Source organism: Streptomyces sp. KM273126, from assembly GCF_004337435.2.
GTDB classification, from domain to species: Bacteria; Actinomycetota; Actinomycetes; order Streptomycetales; family Streptomycetaceae; genus Streptomyces; species Streptomyces acidicola.
In genome coordinates this window covers 2,571,474-2,590,411 of record NZ_SJXB02000002.1, presented here as the reverse complement: position 1 = coordinate 2,590,411, position 18,938 = coordinate 2,571,474, and the positions used below count along the sequence as shown (strand labels likewise).

At 69.6% G+C, this 18,938-nt stretch carries 15 protein-coding genes and 1 pseudogene; 7 read left to right on the top strand and 9 right to left on the bottom strand.

Annotated features, from left to right (window positions below):
• Positions 1–77: 77 nt before the first annotated feature.
• Together E0500_RS42095 and E0500_RS42090 are read right to left on the bottom strand one after the other, a co-directional pair.
• Positions 78–1,385 (bottom strand): MoxR family ATPase, encoded by a 1,308-nt coding sequence (locus E0500_RS42095; protein ID WP_181587422.1) that lies wholly within the window; start codon positions 1,383–1,385, stop codon positions 78–80.
• 124 nt (positions 1,386–1,509) lie between these two features.
• Positions 1,510–2,919: a hypothetical protein gene (locus E0500_RS42090; RefSeq protein ID WP_309505339.1), complete on the bottom strand. Its 1,410-nt coding sequence runs from the start codon at positions 2,917–2,919 to the stop codon at positions 1,510–1,512.
• Between E0500_RS42090 and E0500_RS42085 the strand changes: the two genes are divergently transcribed.
• On the top strand, positions 2,800–3,390 hold the full coding sequence (locus E0500_RS42085) for a hypothetical protein (protein ID WP_309505342.1): 591 nt from the start codon (positions 2,800–2,802) through the stop codon (positions 3,388–3,390). The two genes, E0500_RS42090 and E0500_RS42085, sit on opposite strands and share 120 nt — an antisense overlap.
• Before the next feature lie 38 nt (positions 3,391–3,428).
• On the opposite strand, the gene E0500_RS42080 is transcribed toward E0500_RS42085, so the two are convergent.
• From E0500_RS42080 to E0500_RS42070, 3 genes are all read right to left on the bottom strand, one after another.
• Positions 3,429–4,673 (bottom strand): ricin-type beta-trefoil lectin domain protein, encoded by a 1,245-nt coding sequence (locus tag E0500_RS42080; protein ID WP_181587420.1) that lies wholly within the window; start codon positions 4,671–4,673, stop codon positions 3,429–3,431.
• A gap of 183 nt (positions 4,674–4,856) precedes the next feature.
• Entirely contained in the window at positions 4,857–6,710 is a 1,854-nt protein-coding gene (locus E0500_RS42075) for a PQQ-binding-like beta-propeller repeat protein (protein ID WP_165935234.1), read from the bottom strand.
• Positions 6,704–7,288, bottom strand: coding sequence for a hypothetical protein (locus E0500_RS42070; RefSeq protein WP_181587418.1), 585 nt, complete (start codon positions 7,286–7,288; stop codon positions 6,704–6,706). Before E0500_RS42070 ends, E0500_RS42075 begins: the two co-directional genes overlap by 7 nt.
• A 614-nt stretch (positions 7,289–7,902) precedes the next feature.
• Here E0500_RS42070 and E0500_RS42065 point away from each other — a divergent pair.
• The 3 genes from E0500_RS42065 (at position 7,903) to E0500_RS42055 (ending at position 10,619) form a co-directional block, all read left to right on the top strand.
• Positions 7,903–8,061 carry a hypothetical protein gene (locus E0500_RS42065; protein ID WP_165935233.1) on the top strand — a complete coding sequence of 53 codons (159 nt, stop codon included), beginning with the start codon at positions 7,903–7,905 and terminating at the stop codon, positions 8,059–8,061.
• 175 nt (positions 8,062–8,236) lie between these two features.
• Positions 8,237–8,731, top strand: a complete 495-nt coding sequence (locus E0500_RS42060; protein WP_131571391.1) for a polyketide cyclase — start codon at positions 8,237–8,239, stop codon at positions 8,729–8,731.
• An 874-nt stretch (positions 8,732–9,605) separates the two neighbouring features.
• Positions 9,606–10,619, top strand: coding sequence for a hypothetical protein (locus E0500_RS42055; protein ID WP_309505317.1), 1,014 nt, complete (start codon positions 9,606–9,608; stop codon positions 10,617–10,619).
• A gap of 324 nt (positions 10,620–10,943) precedes the next feature.
• On the opposite strand, the gene E0500_RS42050 is transcribed toward E0500_RS42055, so the two are convergent.
• The 3 genes and pseudogenes from E0500_RS42050 to E0500_RS45660 all read right to left on the bottom strand — a co-directional run.
• A complete protein-coding gene (locus E0500_RS42050; protein ID WP_131560312.1) occupies positions 10,944–11,501 on the bottom strand; it encodes a TetR/AcrR family transcriptional regulator in 558 nt (185 codons plus the stop codon).
• Between the two features lie 10 nt (positions 11,502–11,511).
• Positions 11,512–12,093, bottom strand: coding sequence for a sugar O-acetyltransferase (locus tag E0500_RS42045; RefSeq protein WP_131560310.1), 582 nt, complete (start codon positions 12,091–12,093; stop codon positions 11,512–11,514).
• Positions 12,094–12,237: 144 nt separating this feature from the next.
• Positions 12,238–12,333, bottom strand: a pseudogene (locus E0500_RS45660) (fluoride efflux transporter CrcB); the annotation flags it as partial.
• A 1,309-nt stretch (positions 12,334–13,642) separates the two neighbouring features.
• On the opposite strand from E0500_RS45660, the gene E0500_RS42035 reads away from it, so the two are divergent.
• Together E0500_RS42035 and E0500_RS42030 are read left to right on the top strand one after the other, a co-directional pair.
• On the top strand, positions 13,643–14,524 hold the full coding sequence (locus E0500_RS42035; protein WP_131560320.1) for a diacylglycerol kinase family protein: 882 nt from the start codon (positions 13,643–13,645) through the stop codon (positions 14,522–14,524).
• A gap of 255 nt (positions 14,525–14,779) precedes the next feature.
• Positions 14,780–15,295, top strand: coding sequence for a DUF4232 domain-containing protein (locus E0500_RS42030; protein WP_165934889.1), 516 nt, complete (start codon positions 14,780–14,782; stop codon positions 15,293–15,295).
• Positions 15,296–15,569: 274 nt separating this feature from the next.
• Here E0500_RS42030 and E0500_RS42025 read toward each other — a convergent pair whose 3' ends face one another.
• Complete coding sequence (locus E0500_RS42025; RefSeq protein WP_165934888.1) at positions 15,570–15,737, bottom strand: hypothetical protein; 168 nt, start codon at positions 15,735–15,737, stop codon at positions 15,570–15,572.
• Between the two features lie 197 nt (positions 15,738–15,934).
• Here E0500_RS42025 and E0500_RS42020 point away from each other — a divergent pair, with 197 nt between their 5' ends.
• Complete coding sequence (locus tag E0500_RS42020; protein ID WP_399120955.1) at positions 15,935–18,895, top strand: family 16 glycoside hydrolase; 2,961 nt, start codon at positions 15,935–15,937, stop codon at positions 18,893–18,895.
• The last annotated feature ends 43 nt before the right edge of the window (positions 18,896–18,938 follow it).

Below are 18,938 nucleotides of genomic sequence, written 5' to 3'. Positions count from 1 at the left end.
CGGCACGGTGGCCCGCACCGGGCGCGGCGGCGCGGGCCGGGGCATCGGGCGCGGTTTCGGGTGCTTCGTGGCCTCCGTCATCGGCGCGTCCCCGTCGCACGCCCGGCGTCAGCCGATGCCGCGGCCCGCTCCACCGACTGGTCCGCCCGCCGGGCGAGACCGACCACCGCACCCAGCCGCTCCACCGCCTCCGGCACCTCCCAGTCGTCTCGCCGCAGCGCGGCCAGCGCTTTCGCCGGGGCGACCAGTAGGTCCGGGGCGCCGGTCTCCAGCGCCCGGACCAGTACCGCCCAGCCCGCCTCCCACCGCTCCCGCTCTGGCCGCGCCCCGACGGCGGCCACCACCGCTTCCAGCGCTGCCTGGCGCAGATCGCCCCGCACCGGCAGCTCGGCGGAGACCGGATCGGCCAGCAGCGACTCCGGGTCCGGCAGGTCCATCCGGTCCAGGTGAGCGAGGAGTTCGAGCCCCGGCCCGTCCCCCACTGCGCCCCGCACCAGCAGCGCCAGCACCTCCCGGGAGACGCAGGCCGCCGTGGCGAAGGCCAACAGGGTCAGCGCAGCCTCCCAGCTCCGGGGCGAGGGCCAGGCACCGCCGCGTCGCGTCTCGGTGCTCGGCAGCCGGTGGATCAGCGTCGGGCGGGCTTGAAGGAAGCCGCAGACCGCGCGCCGCGCGAAGGCCACCGCCTCCGGCAGCCGCTCCGGCTCCAGCCGGGGCAGCTCCGCCCGGGGCCAGACCCCGCCCAGCCCGCGCACCACCACCTCCCGATCGTGCACCCAGTACAGATGCACGAACCGGTTGGCCAGCGGCGGGCTCAGTTCCCACCCGTCCGCCGCCGACGCTCGAGGATTGGCGGCAGCCACGATCCGCACCCCCGGCGGCAGGTGGAGTGCACCGACCCTCCGCTCCAGGACGACCCGCAGCAGCGCGGCCTGGACCGCCGGGGTGGCAGTGGACAGTTCGTCCAGGAAGAGCAGCCCCCGCCCGGCCCGCACGAGCTCCACAGCCCACTGCGGCGGCGCCATCGGCACCCCCTGCACCGCCGGGTCGTCGCCCACGATGGGCAGCCCGGAGAAATCGGACGGCTCGTGGACGCTGGCGATCACGGTCGTCAGCGGCAGGTCGAGGGAGGTGGCGAGCTGCGTGAGGACCGCGGTCTTGCCGATGCCCGGCTCGCCCCAGAGCAGCACGGGCAAGTCGGCCGCGACGGCCAAAGTGACCGCTTCCAGCTGCTCGTCGGGGCGCGGCTCGGTAGTGGTCGTCCGCAGGAGAGTCAGGAGGTCCTCGGCGAGGGCGAGTTGGGAGCCGGTTCCGGCTGTGTCGACGGGGGTGGGTGCGAGCCTGCCGGCGGCCGGGACGGGGGCGGGCAGGAGGGTGCTGGGGGTCATGGGCATCACCTGAGGTCGAATGGTGGGAACGGGACGGCCCGTTCCGGATGTCGTGAGGGCGTGCGGCGCGGAATGCGCAGTGTGGGAAAGGACTTCGATGAGAAGCCTGTCGATGAGAAGCCGGTCAGCGGGTCAGGGCGGTGCGGGGACGGGCCCGGCTGCTCCGCCTGCGGCGGATTGCGGCAGGCGTACGACGGTCGAGCCGGGAACGGTGGCCCGCGTCCGCATGTCCGGCGCCTGAGGCGTTCTGGCCCCCAATCGCACCGGCACCGGGGTGCACGGCGACCAGCCCCGAGCGGAAGAGCCCGTGGTCGATACGGCGAGCCGCGGCCGACTCCAGTTCCTCCCGGAGCGGCCCGTCGCGCAGGACCGCACCGGGACCGAGTAGCCCCTCGACCACGGCCAGCGCCCCGGCTACGTCACCGTGAACGAGCCGCTCCCGGACCGCGGGCAGTGCCTCCGGACTGCGGTGCACCCCGTCGATTGCCCGCAGGCACGGCAGCGCCGGGCCGCCGAACGCCACCAGCAACTCCTCCCGGCGCAGCTCGTCCGGGTCGTGATCGATCGCCGTCAGCACCCCTTCGCGCAGCGCGATCCGGTGGACCTCGCCCCGGCATTCCACCCGGTGCGGATCTCTGCGCTCACAGGTGGGACCGGCCACCGGTGCCGAACGGGACGCCGGCAGTGCTGCGGCGACGAGCGGATGCAGCCGGTCGACCGCGACCAACCCGGCCCGCACCAGCCCCAGATCCGGAAGGATCCGGGCCGCCGCCTCCGGTAGCACCGGAAGCGCCGCGACCTCCTGCGGCGGCAGCCTCTCCCCCAGCGGCCGGCACGTCGGGGCATGGCTGTCGTCGGGCGCGACAAGTTCGAACACGGCGCGGCTTCGCGCACCGAGCCGCACGGTGAAAGCGCCGCGGGCGCGGCCCTCAGACCGCAACAGCAGCTCCGCCTCCGCGGCCCACTGAGCCACCGCCCACGGGGAATCATGAACGGCGAGCCGATCGGACCGAACCGGCAGGACTGGCCGAGTGGGTGCGTGGGTCCGGTCGGGCGGCGCCACGGACGATGCCCCGCCCGCCCCGCACCGCCGCGCCAGTTCGCCGCTCCGCCCGGAGTCCCACAGATGCCGGTGCAGGTCGAGCCGGAAACGCCGGTCAGGATGCGGGTGGGGATGCGGATGGTGTCCGGGGGCGCCGGTCCCGGACCCTTCCCACAGGGCCAGGGACATCCGTTGTCCGGCGTCCGCCCAGGCCGGCGGCGTCCGCACCACCAGTTGCAGCGGCGTTGCACCACAACTCCGGTAGCGGGCCAGGCAGATGGTGAGACCGGGCCGGATCCGCCCGTCGGGGGCGATCCGAGGCATGTGCCAACGCAGCAGATCCGGCGCGAGCCGACGCAGATCTGCACGGAGGTGAGTGACGAGATCGGTGCCGTAACGGTCGCGCACGGCGCGCAGATCGAGATCAACGTCGATCCGGGCGGCGGCGCATGCCCCCGCCCAGTCCCCGACCGCACGCCGCGCGGTCGCGATCTCGATCATGGACAATGGCACGGCGTACTCGCGCACGCGCTGCCACATCAACAGGTGGGCTGGAACCTCGTTCGCGTTGTGATGTGCCATCAGCACTCACCTTGCGCGAACGATTCCCCCAATCCGTACGAGGAAAAGTTCTTCATCTCCAACATCATAAACATCCCGAGGACGATCTGTCTCCAGACCGCCCAACAGCCTTCCTTCGACGCCCGTCGCAACGCCCGAAGCCGCGCGGCGAATACCGCCGCCTTCGCCACGCTGCGGAGGGCCGCCTGCACCTGCGGCGAGGCCGACTCCATTCCCCACCGCCGACGGCGCGTACCGGCAGCGAGCACGACTGGACTGCGCGCGGCCGGCCCGGAGGTGTCGCACGACAGGCTCGCCCCGGTCGCGGGGCTGTGCGCGGCCCTGCTGGACGCCGCCAGCCGCGCGCCCTCGGAAGAGGGGCTGGCACTGCGGCTGGCGTAGGGGCTGTCGTTTGGATCAGCCCTGCGTCGCAGGCGGGGTCAGCCGATCGTCCACTTCTGGTTGGCGCCGCCCGAGCAGGTCCAGATCTGCAGCCGGGTGCTGTTGGCCGAGTTGTTGCCGGTCACGTCCAGGCACTTGTCGGCCTGTGGATTGACGATGTCGTTCGCCCCGCTGACGGCCCACTTCTGGTTGGGGCCGCCGGTGCAGTCCCAGAGCTGGACCGTGGAGCCGTCGGCAGTGCCGTTGCCGGTCACGTCCAGGCACTTGCCGAGCGCGCGGATCGTGCCGTCGGAGCCCACGGTCCACTGCTGGGCGGCACTGCCATTGCACTCGTAGAGCTGTACGGGGGTCCCATTGGCGGAGCTCGCCCCGGCGACGTCCACGCACTTGCCGGCCAGACCCCTGATCGCCGCGCCGGTGGACGTGCCGCCGGTCGTCACCGACACGGAGTCCACCACCAGCTGCTGTGGGAACGATGTGGAGCCGTCCGGGTCACCCGGCCAGTAGCCGCCCACGGCCAGGTTCAGGATCAGGAAGAACGGCTTGTTGAACACCCATGTCTTCCCACCCAGGTCGGCCGGGGTGCGCCGCTGGTAGACGTTGCCGTCCACGGACCAGGTGATCGAGTCGGGCGCCCAGTCCACCGCGAAGGTGTGGAAGGCGTCCGCGAAGGCCTGGCCGCCCGGCAGCGAGTAGCCCGCGCCTATGCCGCCCGAGCCCGAGTAGCCGGGGCCGTGGATGGTGCCGTGCACGGTGGAGGGCTCGTAGCCGACGTTCTCCATGACGTCGATCTCGCCCGAGTCGGGCCAGTTGACCGGCGTGCCCAGCATCCAGAACGCGGGCCACATGCCCTGCCCGCGCGGGATCTTCATCCGGGCCTCGACGTGCCCGTACTGCGCGTTGAACTTCCCGGCGGTGTTCAGTCGGGCCGAGGTGTACTGGCAAGTGCCGTACCAGCACTGGTAGTTGGACGGGTTCTCCTTCCGTGCGGTGATCACCAGGTGACCCTGGCCGTCCAGAGCCGCGTTCTTGTTGCCCGACGTGTAGTACTGCCGCTCGTGGTTGTTGACGTTGTCGCCCGTCTCGATCTGCCACTTCGACGAGTCGACCGCGGAACCGGCGGCACCGTCGAAGTTGTCGGAGAAGGCCACCTCGGCGGCGGCCGCGGGGTTGGGGGAGGCGTCCCGCGGATCCGCTTGCGCCGCGCCGGTCGTGGCAGACGCGACCAGTACGGCGGACAGGGCGGCGAACAGGCATCTGCGGAGCAGGCGTGGGGAGGCCACGGCTCTTCCTTCCATACGGCGGCCGGGCGCACGGATGAGCCGACCGGGTGGGGGGTGAAGGCGTCGCCTCTTGATTTAAGGAGTGAGGTAAGGGTGCGTCAATACTTTGGTACGGACCAACGGTCGGACGTGGACCAGAGGGCGGACCAGACCAATGGGCGGACCAGAGGAAGATGCCTGCCCTCACGCGTGTGGGCCGAGATCGACTTGTTCGGCGAGATGCGTCGCCACGCGCCGTACCAGCCGCTGGGTTCGCGCTTCGTTGTTGCCTGCGCTGATCCCGAAGACATGTCGGCCCGACACCACGGTCGCGTGAGCGACGGGGAGTTGTTGCAAGCCCGTTCTGTAGGTGTACAGATGGACACCGCGCCGGGGCTTCGCGATCTCGGCAGTCACGCAACCGCCCAACGGTGGAGCACAGCCCCAGGGAATCACGCTCGCCGCATAGGTCTCAGCAGCCTTCGCATCAGGCGCCACCCATCGCACGGTGACGGAGAAGATGTCGTGGTCGGATCCGGATTCCGTGGCGAATCGGCAGACACTCGGGCGGGGCAGTTTCGTGCCCAGCACCCTACGGCTCGACGACACGGGCAGCTTGACATAGTTCCGGCCGAGTTCGGAGAGAAGTCCGGCGCTGACCAGCCCACAGGCGTCGGGCCATTCCTGCCGCTCGACTCCGCCCAGCGGGGCAGGCCTCTCCGCGGCCACGGCCCGGTGGCTCGGCCGAAGAGCGGTGTAACGGGTGCCGTCGCTCTCTTCGCTACGGACGATGAGCAGGTCTCCACTCATTCCCACGAACGTCCCGGCCACCGGCCAGGGCACGGGGGCACTTCGCCTGCCCGCGAGGTCCATCAAACTGCTCGCGCCCGGCGCCTGCAGACGCGCATCTCCAGGCAACCAGCGAAGGTCTCCGCTGTACGCGCCGGCGACTTCCACGTCACCGACGATGACCTCACTGGTCAGGCCGTTGTTGGCCTGGAGTCCCTGGGGGCGTGTCCATATGGTTCTCCCGGTGTCCGCTCTTACGGCGTGCAGGGTGTTCGACCCGGACGACCCTGGGTCCGACTGCGCGCCGGGGTGCGTTTCCGAGAGGTACACCACGCCTCGGGCCTCTCCCACGGGCCAGAGATCGGACTTCCGGTCCGCCTTCCGCCGCAGGATCTGCTCGCCTGACTCCGCGAAGAGGCGCAGATCGTTGTCAAGGCTCACACCGATCACACCGCGGACCGCGCTCAACCTGACGGAGTCGCGCGAACGCCCCAGATCCCTCTTCCAGACACTGTCCCCGTCCTCCGCGTTCACCACCTCGAGTTCCGCGGTCCGGCCCGGGCAGCCCTTGAGCACGACGATGTGGTCCGCCGTCGTGGCCACGTTGAAAGGGGAAGGCGGCAAACCGAGATCGTCCGGGTCGGATTGCTCGCACGGCGCGAGCGCGGGCTTCCGTTTGCTCCAGGTGACCGCACCGGTCCGCGGAGCAACTCCCGCCAGTCGGCCATCGGCCAATTCGATCGCAGGTCCCGGATCCAGCAGGAAAGGCGTCTGCCCCAGCCAAGCGTCCTCCCTTCCCTTCCGCAGGGCCGGGCTCGCGGTTTTGTGCCACAGTTTTCGTCCGGTCGCGGGATCGTACGCGTTCAGAACAGTCTCGCCGCCCTGCCCGAACCGCTGTTCCACAGCGAGCATCACGCCACCGGAAAACCCGACGAGCGTGAAACGGTCCGCGGAACTGCGCGCGGTGGAGAGAAATCGGCCGTCGCGTGTGTCCACGACGCTCACTGTCCTGCCCTGCGGAATCGCCAGCATCCTGTCGCTCACCGCCGCCGGCAGTTCCGAAACGTCCAATGCCCGTCCAGAGGTTCGGAACGACCACGCCACGTCCAGCGAGTTGGGGCGTTCGAGTGGCCTGCCTGACGTGCCGCCGTCGCTGACCAACAGCCCTACCAGGCCGATGGTGAGCAGGAATCCGCACCCGGCGCGCCAGACGAGGCGCGCACGCTTCGAAACCATTCCGCTCCCCCGTTCGTCGAGATCGGTCAGCATCCCTGTGATGCAGGCAGCCATGGGCAAGGGCGGGGATCCTCGAGCCGGCGGTAGACGCCACCCGTGGACCCCTCGTACACAACCCCATATCGCGCGGAAAAGCCGGTCACCGCGTACCGTCCCCCTCGTGGGGCGGGAACCGGCACGGTGCCGTCCTTCCCGTTCTGCACGTAACGGATGAGCAGTCCGAATTCCCGAGAGCCCTTCTCCGACAAGAAAGTCGCCGACAGGTTGACCTGCTCTCCAGGCTTGAGCGTGACGACCTTTTCCTTGAAGTACTTCTGTGTGGAGTTCTTCCCCTTGAGGAAGACGGGCTCCGGGCTGTCCATGTCCGCGAACAGCTGGATCTTCGACTCTCCCCCGGCGTTCGGTTCGCACACCAGCGTTCCGGCGAGCGGCTCGACGGCGCGGGGCGACTTCGGCTTGATCTCGATCGACGTGACGGTCAGGGAATTCGCACCTCCCTCAAGCGTGAGACCGACGTTCAGTTCGCCGACCCGCGCGCCCTGGTTACGCCGGATGACGGCGTTCACATCGCCGCCGGTCACGAGTTCCGCGCGGTCCTCCGCCGACGACACCTGACGCGGGAGAGCGGTGCATCCGGCCTCGTTCTCCTGCCTCGCGGTCACGACGAACGGCGCCGCTGAAGGGCTCCCCGAGGACGTACCGGCCCCCGCCGGTGCCGGGCTCGGCTCGGACTCACCGCTCAGGCCGAGCAGTTGGAGGGCAACTGCGGTCAGCACGGCACCGATCACGGGGATGCCCGCACCGAGCCAGAGCACCCTCGCATGCCTCTTCCACCACGGCTCGGGCGTCTCCGGTGGCGTTGGCCGCTGCGTACGAGACCGGCTACGCCCACGCAGCGTGGTCCGGTTCCTCAACTCTCCCCCAGTGAGTGACGAGACGGTTCCGACCGCATGTCAGCTGCAGCCCAGAGAAGGATCAGCGGAGGAGCCGACGCGGGCCGGCACTTTCACCAACCTCACACAGCACTACCGCCCCGGCCGCCAAGCCGACCAAGGCGAACAGCCTCCTGGTTCATGGCTTCAAAGCATCTGCCCGAGGAGCTGCAGACCGTACCCGTCCCGGGCAGCCCCGAGCACACGGACTGGCTGCGCCAAATGGGAGCAGCACATCGCCAGCAGGCTCTGAACGCGGTCGACCACAGCGTCCGCCTCTACACCGTGGGGCCGTGCCTACGCCCTCCGACGAGGCTGCCGAGCCCGAGCCCGAGCTGGTACGGGTGCGGGTCCGGCACGTGCGGCCGGTCGACGGTGTCGACTACGACCAGGTCGTCTGGGCCTACCGCCACCCTGCCAGCACCGCGTCAGGCCCCGAGGGCCGTCCGTAACAGCCCGCCGGCAGATGGCCCAGTCCGTCGCGTGCGAGTCGTCGTACGCCAAAACGATCAGCCTGTGGGCAGATTCCGGCGCGGGAGCGGGCGAACCACCTCGTCCTAGCCGCCAACGTGGGTATCAACCTTCGAACACCGGCTAACGGGGATGATGTTGGTGGAGGATGGACGCATGATCGGTGACCGTTGGGGTGTGAGTGACAGCGAGATCTTGCGGTCCTACCCGTGCGACGACTTCGTCACCTCACCCGCGCTGCAGGCGTGGCGGGGCGTGGGTGTCGAGGCGCCTGCCGAAGCGGTGTGGCCGTGGATAGCACAAGTGAGGCTTGCGCCATATTCGTACGACTGGATCGACAACCTTGGCCGCAGCTCGCCTCGCGAGCTGGTCGGCCTTCCCGAGCCTCAAGTCGGAGACAGGTTCACTACCGCTGGCGGGCGCGAGCTGGGCCGGATCGTCTCGGTCGAACCGGGGAACCAGCTGACGGGCACGGTCATGGGCGCCGTTATGTCCTATGTCCTCGTGCCCCAGAATCACGACACGACGCGCCTGCTGCTCAAGGTCGTCATGCAAACCAGCCGCTGGGCGGCCATCGGCCTGTCGATCGGCGATCTGATCATGGCTCGACGGCAGTTGCTGAACCTGAAGCTGCTCGCCGAGCGGCACTAGCTGTTGCGGGCCAGGAGGCTGTTGACGCGAGAGCGACTGCATAGCTTCGAGTCATTCATTCAAAGCGGTTGACAAGGCTGAGTAGCACGGTGGTGATGGTCGATCGGGCGAGTTCAGGGCTGATCGTTCCACGAGCGGCCGCATGGCCAAGTGCGTCCGCGGCGCCTGCGAATGCGATCGCTGCTTCCTTGTCGAGGTCCGCGGCGCCGTCGGCGACTCGTATGGCTTGTCGGCAGATGTCCATGTACCGGTGTTCAGATTCTCGTGGCTTTCTGGAGGTCTGGTGTGCCGACCAGTGGGGCCACCACTCCACTGAGTTCGCCGCCTTGGGAGACCATGCTCGAAACGTGAGCCGTCGCGATCGCTTCCATCCGCTGCAGACGATGGGCTTGGAGATCCCTGCTCTGCCGGCCAGGTATGCGAGTGTGAGCGCGCGAGCCCGAGTGCGAGTGCACGGCCGGTGGCGACATGGCCCGGAAGCGACATCCGTGGGGCGACGAGGTGGCACGGGCGCTGCGCGATGCGGCAGCAACGTTCAAGTGATGCACTGACGCACCGGCATACGAAAAGGCGCGTCCAGGCGCGTACTGATGCCCCTCACCCGGGACATCGTCGCCCTCGCCGCCTGGGCGGGAAACCGTGGGTGGCGGTGACGCGGTCGAAGTCGCGTACCAGGGGCCTGCGCAACGGCCCGGCCCGGGTCCGGCCACCCTGGCAACGAGGCTGGGCCGGGGATGTGTGAGGGTGGGGCGGTGCCGTCCGGGGCTGTGGCGGCGGTCGTGGTGGGCGGGCTCAGCTGAGCCGCGTAAGCGTGGGGGCTGTTGTGAGCCAGGTACTCTATGGCGAGCGGTCATGGAATCCGCTGGCGCGGACTGTGGAGTTGACCGAAGACGGGCTGCGGGTGGGCGGCAGGATCATGCCGCTCAGCGAGTTGAACCTCGGTGCCATGGCCGAGGCGTTCCAGCGGGGGTGCTGGCTCGGGGGCGGCGGGGCCGAGCGGCCGCTGGGGCGGCTGGCGGACGGGGCCGGGATCGTCCCGGTGACCCGCGTCACCGGGACCGCCAAGCCGGTGACGGTGCGGCAGGCAGCCGGGTTCGCCCGCGCGCTGGGGGAGTTGACGGTACGGCAGTGTGGCGGGCCCCAGCGGGTGGCCGCCTTGGCAGCCCAGGCACAGGCCGAGGGCGTGCCGCTGTGGATCGCGCGGCGGTTCGTACCGGGGCCCGCCGGGCCGGTCGCCGTCGCCGTCGACCGGCGTCTGGTGCGCGTGGATGTGTGGGGGCCGCACGCTCCCGTCGTACGCATCCGGGCACCGCACGGCTTCCGCCGGGATGCCGCCGAACCGTCCAAGGGCCTGCATCTGACCGTCGGCGATGTTCCGGCGGGGCTCAGCCTGAAGAAGAAGCTGCGCAAGTCCAAGAGTTCCGTGGAGGTGCGGCTGTCCGAGCGGCACTGGGTGCTGCGGCGGGAGAGTGCGTTCAGTTCGTGGCTGCTGTGCGGTGAGCGGCGTGTCGCCCTGCTGTCGCGTCCCCCGCGTCGGCCGCATCTCGCGCCGGGCACGGTGCTGCTGCCGCTGGCCGATGTGCGGTACGAGAGCCCCGACCCGCTCGATGCCGTCATGGCACACGTCTTCGCCGTCGCATTCGGGCTCGGGGACGCCACAGGCCTGGCGAGGTTCCGACCGGAACGGCGCCCGACGGCGGACGGAGGTGAGCCGATCGCCACTGACGCGGACTGGGACCGCCCCTGGTTCAGCAACCTCGGCAGCGGCAGCGACGACAACGAGCCCGGTGGCGGTGACGGATGGGGCTCGGACGGCGGCGACGGCGGGAATTCCGGTGGAGGCGACGGCGGGGGCGGTGACGGCGGAGGGGGCGGAGGGGGCGACTGACCAAGCGTTCGATAAGGCGCCAACCACCTGTCCGGGTGCCGGGTCTGTGCGTTCGAGTGGTCGCGTGGGAAAGTAACTGCCGCTGCAGTGGACAGAGTTACGCCTCAGGTCGCTATGTCCCGCAGTTGCGTACCGCGCTCTTCACCAGCGACTGGACGACGTTCCGCTGGGGTGGCGGATGGTCGGCCACGTAGTTCAGCTGGGGCCTCGGTGATCAGGATCATCGAGGAGTTCCCGAGCCCGGTGTTGGGGCCGGTGATCGTCATCCAGTTGGGGAAGGCGGTGGCGGTCGCGCCGCGCAGCGACGCCATGCCGCACGGGCGGTCATCGGGACGGTTCGCCGGGGGCGGTGATGCGGGTGATCGCTTCGAGCGTCAGGGAACGGTCGTGGGGCTGACGTGAGAGGGCGCGGTGCAGCGTCAGTCCCTCGATGAGCGCGTCGAGTTGGCGGGCGGTGTCGGGGTCGAAGTGCTTCTCCAGGTGAACGCGGCTGCGGCGCATCCACTCGTGTGTGAGTTCCCGGTAGTCGGGCCGGCGGGCAGCGAGGGTGTACAGCTCCTGCGCGAGCACAAGGTCACGGGCGTCACCCTCGGACACCGCATGGACGAGATCGGCGACCGCTTGCCGGGCCTGGCCGGGATCGGCCGGGGCTGACAGGTGGGCGTCGAAGACGGTGACGATGTGGTCGGTGAACCGGCCGAAGGCCGCGCGCAGCACGTCGTCCATACCGCTGAAGTGGTAGGTCATCGAGCCGAGCGGGACACCGGCGCGTGCGGCGATCTTCCGGTGGGAGAGGTGGCCGATTCCTTCCTCGGCGATGAGGTCGAGGGCGGCGTCGAGGATGCGTGCCCGGCGCTGGGGGTCGGTGTGTCCGGTGGCCATGAGTGCAGGTTCACAGACTCCGCACCACGCGGGCGGGGTTGCCGACGGCGACGACGTTCGCGGGTACGTCCTTGGTGACGACCGCGCCGGCGCCGATGACGGAGTTGTCGCCGATGGTGACGCCGGGCAGGATGATGGCCCCGCCGCCGATCCATACGTTGTCACCGATGACGATCGGCTGTGCCGCCTCCAGCTTGTCGCGCCGCGGCTGCGGCTCCAGCGGATGAGTCGGGGTCAGCAACTGGACATTGGGGCCGATCTGGCAGTCCTCGCCGATCGTGATGGGCGCGACGTCCAGGGCCGTGAGGTTGTAGTTGACGAAGGTCCGCGCACCGATCGTGATGTTGCTGCCGTAGTCGACGTACAGCGGGGGACGCACGTGCGCCTGTTCCCCCAGGGAGCCCAGCAGCTCCTCCAGCAGCGGCTGCGCGGCCTCGGCGTCCTCGGCGAAGGCGGCCTGGTAGCGGGCGGCCAGGCTCACGGCCCGCTGCAGGCGTCGGGCGATCTCGGGGTCGTCGGCGATGTAGAGGTCGCCCGCCTGCATACGTTCCAGGTTGGTGCGCGGGTCCTGGGCGAAGTAGTTCGTCGGCATGCACAGCACCCTACCCACAGAATGTACGAACGTACACTCTGGGTCGTGCCGGCTACCTCGGCAGTGGCCCCGGTCCATCCGAGCGATGTTGGCCACGGCGAAGAGCGTCGCCCCGGTCGCGGTGAGGCGGACGGTCTCGAAGGAGAAGCTGGAGTAGGTGCTCAGTGTCGCCGGCGGCCCCGGCCCGATGAAGTGCTGGAGTGCGGAGGGCACGGTGGCGGCACTGGTGGCTCCGGTGAGGAAGCCGAGTCCGGTACAGGCGGTGAGGTTGACGGCGAACGTGCCCCAGGGGAAGACGGTGCCGGGCCTGGACGGCGCGGTCGGTCAGGTAGCGCAGCGGAGCACCGATGAGGGCACCGGTGGTCACCATGACCCCCGTTCACGCGCCAGCTCCTTGGCGCGCGACCCCGGGGCACGAGGACCATGCACGATGAGCAGGCCCATGACGGCGCTGCCGGTGACGTTGACCCAGAACGCGGTCCACGGAAACGCGCCCGGAATGGTCGTGGGCGCCGCTCGGGGACCGCGCCACCAGAGGCTGTCCCGCCCTCACACGCCCGCCGTTCGCCCCGCTTGAGACCGACCAGCACACCGGTTCCCGTTGGATGTGCCCGATCAGCATTGACCTCAGCGGCTCGGGAAGCTGCTTGCCATGTGCTGTGGTCCATTCGAGGGAGCTGAAGAGTTGGGCCGCGCCGTTCAAGCTGGACCGGGCTCGGAGCCCGCGTGGTGAACGCGGCAAGGATGAGGTCAGGGTCTTCGGTCAGGAGCTGGCCTTGTACCGCCATGTCGTACCACTTCAGGCCGCCGGTGGGCTCCCTGGAGGGCATCCCGGCCCATGCCAGCAGGACGCGAATCCGCTCGATCCCGTCGGGACAGCAGTGCTGGATGAGAGCGGCGAGCCGATCTTTGGCGTCGCGGAGTTGACGTGACCAGGCTTCATGGTCCGACCCGGTGGGTGAGCCACGTCTGCGGCTGCATCGGACAGCTGTGCCCCTCGAAGAGCGCCCGGACATGTGACTCAACAGCCTCCACGGCCAACAGCCATTGCGTCGCCTTCCTGCACAGGGCGAACTATCAGATTGGGCCCCGGGCGATCGAAGCGTGCAATCGCGGCTCTCAGCAGGGACTCGCCACCTTCCTCCTGGGACAGGTCGAATGCCGGGCCGTCCTGATGCCCCCGAGCAGGGCGTGTATCCCACGACTGCAGGGGAGGCCAGTTACCAGGCCGATGAGCCCGGCCGACACCATCGGGCCGCCACCCTCCTACCTGTAGGCGTGGCCACCGCCGCCCTTCCCCGTGACCCGGCCCTCGGGACGCGCCCGATTCGTGTGCGTCTGTCCGGTAAGTCCGCCTTTTCGAGCGCGCCCTCGTGCCACACGGTCCACAACAGGTCAGCGCAGGTGACGGGCTGACCGGGCAACATGGAATGGACATGTTATGAACTGGAAGGGGCGATCCGGCCGAGGCGGCACCGCGACCGACCCGGCGACCGACCAGCCCGGCGCCGTCACCCCGGACCACCTGCCACCGCCCGGAGGTTCACCGATGCGACAGTTCACGGCCGTCGTCAACCCCACCGCGGGCGGCTCCACCGCAGCGGCGGCGCTGCTGCACGTGGGCCGGCTGCTGCGCGAGGCCGGGGCGGAGTTGGAGATCGAGCACAGCCGAGGTCTGGCCCACGCCCAGGACCTCGCCCGTCGGGCCGGCGAGCGCGGCCGGGTGGTGCTCGCGGTGGGTGGCGACGGCATCGCCGGGTGCGTCGGTGGCGCCCTCGGCGGGACCGGCGCGGTGCTCGGGCTGGTCCCCGCGGGCCGCGGCAACGACTTCGCCCGCGCCCTGGGCCTGCCCACCGACCCTGCCGCGCTGGCCGGGGTGCTGCTTCACAACGCCCCGCGACTTGTCGACACCATCGAGGTGGAGTCGGCCGTCCACCACGGCACCGTGGTACTGGGCAGCGTGTACGCGGGCGTCGACGCGCTCGCCAACCGCCACGCCAACAACGCGCGGCTGCTGCGCGGCGCCGCCTCCTACTACGCCGGCGGACTCCGCGCGGTGACCACCTGGCGCGCGGCGGCCTACCGGGTCACCGTGGACGGTCAGCACCACACCCATCGCGGCTACACCGTGGTGGCCGCCAACTCCGCCTACTACGGCTCCGGTCGGGCCATCGCCCCCGCCGCCCGGGTGGACGACGGGCTGCTCGACATCGTGATGATCCGCGAGGCCCCGCGCCGGCTCTTCTTCGCCCTCATGAACGAACTGTCGACCGGCGCCCACGTCAACCGGCCCGAGGTGCGGGTGCTGCGCGGCCGGGAGATCCGTATCGAGGCCGACCGGCCCATGCCCTACGGCGCCGACGGAGAGGTCGAGGCCACCCTGCCCGTCACGGCCAGGGTGCGGCCCGGCGACCTCGCGGTGCTGTGCTGAGCCCGCAGCCGCGAGCCGCCCCCAACACGTTCTGAAACACCGCCTGGGCGACGCGGCCGGAACGGAATGTGCTGGAACACCTCGCCGGAACAGCTGGTTCGCCGAGCGACCGGACAGCCATGGCGCGAGCACCGACTTCGGCGCGGGCCGCGAGTTCTGACTGTTGAACCGCCAAGCGGTGCAACCTTCCGCCGACTACGCGCATCCAACAAAGTGACACACATCCACCCATTCACCCGACAGGGGTGGTATGGCATGTTTCTTCACTCTCGACACCTCTCCCGGCGCGTCGCAATCGCTTCGGCGACCGCACTTCTCACGGGCGGCGCGGCGGCCGGTGCCGCCTGGGCCACGACCCCGGCATCGACCTCGGCCGGTCCGCGCACCTGCACGGTGAGCGACCTGTATGTGTCCATGGGACGCAAGGAGGGCGCCGCGGGCTCGCTGTACTGGCCGATCCGGTTCACCAACACCAGCACCACCGGCTGCGCCCTGCGCGGCTACCCGGGCGTCAGCGTCCTCGACACCACGCATCACCAGATCGGCGCGGCCGCCACCCGTAACGGAGGGGCCGTGTCGACCGTGACTCTCAGCCCCGCCCACTCTGTGTCCGCGGTCATCCGTACCACCAACGGCCCCATCGGCGGGCCCTGCCAGGCCACCGGAACCTATCTGCGGGTCTATCCACCGGCCTCCCGCACCGCGGTCCTGGTGCCGGCCGCCTGGAAGGTGTGCTCCAACACCTTCCAGGTCGCCCCGGTCACCCCGTAGCACACGACAAGTCACCGATGGCCGGGGGGCGATCACCCGACGGGCCACCGGTCCCTGCGAAGCACAGATCGCTGGAAGGCGCCGAAGGATCTCGCGGCTCGCGGCAGAGGCCGTGCTCGCCGGCCAGCGACTCTTTCCCCGTTTCCGGTCAATGGCACGACCGCTCAGCCTCACGGTCGGGGCTTTCCTCGCCAGCTCAGCAGGCCCGTCCGAACTGGCGGGCCGCTGAACTGGCGGGCCGCTGAACTGCGGTCGGCAGGGGCCCCGGTCTGGGTCACAACGTCGGTTCGGGATCGGCCGTGGCGCCCGGGTTGAGCTCAGCGTTGAACCGCTGGTGCAGCTCCTCCGCTGCCACGAGAAGCCGCTCCACGTCTCTTGCCGCGTACCCGTCGGCCTCCAGCTTCCCGCCGTCCCGTCCACATGCAGTGTTCGCCGGCGGCATGGGAGGCATCCCCGCCACTTTGAACTCTCCGATGACAAAGTGTGGACATGTCAAGCGAAAGTCCTTACCTTGACGGCACAAGTTCCGCGCACCCGCAGCAGACCGGAGCGATATCCGGCACGGTCCGGTCCCCGCCTGATGGAGGACCATTGCGCCTACGTCTGTTCCAGCGTGCCCGAAGACACCTCATCCCGCTCATGGCCGGAGGCATCCTGGTCGGCGGCGGCCTCGGGGCCGCGCCGACGGCTTCCGCCGCTCCCTCCGACATCCCGCCGCAGGAACCCGGCATAACCCTGCGCGTGTTCGACGTTCAGACACCCCTGAGCAAGCTGTGCACCCTGAAGCCCGGTCAGACCCCCAACCACGACAAGCTCATGCCGACGGTCGACTGGTCCTCGGCCGCCGACTTCGGCGGGTTCAGCGACAACTTCGTCAGCGAGGCGTCCGGATACCTGGACGTGCCCCGCGACGGCAGCTACACGTTCCGCCTCACCAGCGACGACGGCTCACGGCTGGCCATCGACGACGAGACAGTGATCGACCACGACGGACTCCACGGTGCGGAGCCCAAGGACGGCACGGTCCATCTCTCCGCCGGCCTGCACCCCCTGCGCATCGACCACTTCGAGCGCGACGGCGATCAGCAACTGCGGCTGGCCTGGAAGCCGCCCGGCGAGGACGACTTCGCGGTCGTACCTCGTGAGGCACTGAGCACCGACGCCGGTGTCGTCCGGGTCACCGCTCCCGGCCGCAAGGAGTGCGAGGCGAGCGGCGACTCCCCCGGGGACGGTCTGCCCCTCACCTCCGTACGACCCGACCTGACACTCACCGACCTGCGCCCGGACGGCTTCGAACCGCAGGTCAGCGGCATGGACTGGCTGCCCGACGGACGCCTCGCGATCACCACGTGGGGCGGCAGCGACAACGTTGCTGGAGAGGTGTACCTGCTGGACAATGTCACCGGCCGGACCAGCCGGGACGAGGTCACCGTCAAGAAGGTGGCGAGCGGCCTCCGCGAACCCATGGGGATCAAGTACGTCGACGGTTCGCTCTATGTGTCGCAGAAGCACGAGCTGACCCGGCTCGTCGACAAGGACGACGACGATGTGACCGACGAGTACCGCACGGTCGCCACGTGGCCGTACGGCAAGAACTTCCACGAGTTCGCCTTCGGTCTGCTCTACCGGGACGGCCACTTCTACGTGAACCTTTCCGTCGCCATCAACCTGGGCGGCGCCACCACGGTTCCGCAGCCCGCGCCCGGCCGCGGAGTGACGTACAAGGTCAGCAAGAAGACGGGGCGGATCAGTCCGGTCGCGGGCGGTCTGCGCACTCCCAACGGCATCGGCTGGGGACCCGACGGCAGCATCTTCGCCACCGACAATCAGGGCGGCTGGCTTCCCTCGTCGAAGCTCGTCCAGATCAAGCAGGACCGCTTCTTCAACCACTACACCGAGCCCTCGGGCCCCTTCGACGACTCCCCCGTCACCGAGCCGGTGCTGTGGCTGCCGCAGAACGAGATCGCCAACTCGCCCTCCACTCCGCTGCTCCTGAACAAGGGCAGGTTCGCCGGCCAGATGCTGTTCGGCGACGTCACCTACGGCGGCCTCCAGCGCGCCTACCTGGAGAAGGTCAACGGCCAGTACCAGGGAGCCGTCTTCCGTTACACCCAAGGCCTCGAAGCCGGCGTCAACCGCATCACCATGGGTCCCGACGGAGCGATCTACGCCGGCGGACTGGGCGCCGACGGCAACTGGGGCCAGGAGGGCAAGCTCAAGTTCGGCCTCCAGAAGCTGACCCCGAACGGCAAGAACACCTTCGACATACAGTCCATGCGCGCCGTGCCCGGCGGCTTCGACCTGACGTACACCCAGCCGGTGTCCGCCACCACCGCCGAAGAACTGGCCAAGCACTACCGCGCCGAGCAATGGCGCTACACACCGACCGAGGACTACGGCGGCCCGAAGATCGCCGAGGAAAGCCTTCCCGTGCGCTCGGCCACGCTCTCGGAGGACGGCCGGACCGTCAGGCTCCGGCTGGACGATCTGAAACCGGGACGCGTGGTGCACGTCCGCTCCCCGCGCCCCTTCACCTCGGCCTCCGGTGAACAGCTGTGGAGCACCGAGGCCTGGTACACACTCAACCGGATACCCGGAAAGCAGCCGCCTCCCGCCACCCGGTACGAGGCCGAAGAGGCACGCCTCACCGGCACGGCGGGCATCGACACCGACCACGCGGCCTACTCGGGCAGCGGCTTCGTCGACCGCTACTCCACCGAGGGCAAGGCGGCCACGACCTTCGACGTGACGGTCCCGAAGGCCGGCACCTACGACGTCAACCTGCGCTACTCCAACGGGCCGAACCCGTTCCAGGGGACCAAGTCCCTTTCCCTGTACGTCAATGGGGCCAAGGACCGGCAGACCAAGCTCGCCTCCACCGGCGACTGGGACACCTGGTCGACGCAGACCGAGAGCCTGGATTTGCGCGCCGGACACAACACCATCTCCTACCGGTTCGGCTCCGGCGACACCGGCCATGTCAACCTCGACCTGATCGCCGTCCATCCGCACGGAACCGAGGTCGACCTCTTCGACGGCACGGCGGCCTCGCAGGCCCAGTGGCAGCACACGGACGGCAGACGCCTGAAGTGGCCCCTCACGGACGAGAAGTCGATGGAGGTGTGCTGCGGCGACATCCGCACCAAGGACGCCTACCAGGACTTCCGGCTGCACGTGGAATTCCGGGTGCCGCTCCTCCCGGACGATGTCACCGGGCAGGACCGCGGGAACAGCGGCATCTTCCTCCAGGACCGCTACGAACTACAGATCCTCGACTCCTACGGTGACACCTCGCCGGCCACCAACGAGGCAGGGGCGTTCTATCTGAAACGGGCACCCGACACGAACGAGGCGACGGCGCCCGAGACCTGGCAGACCTACGACATCGTCTTCCGCGCGGCTCGCTACGAGGACGGCCGCAAGGTCGCGGACGCCCGGGCCACCGTGGTGTGGAACGGAAAGAAGGTCCACGACGACGTGACCCTGGACGGACCCACCGCATCAGGCAGAGCCGAGACCTCCGCCGCCGGAGCGATCCGCCTCCAGGACCACGGCAACAAGGTCAGATTCCGCAACATTCGGATAGAGCCACTGGCCTGAGTTTCAGGGCGTGGGTTGGCCGGTCTCCGAGACCGGCCAACCC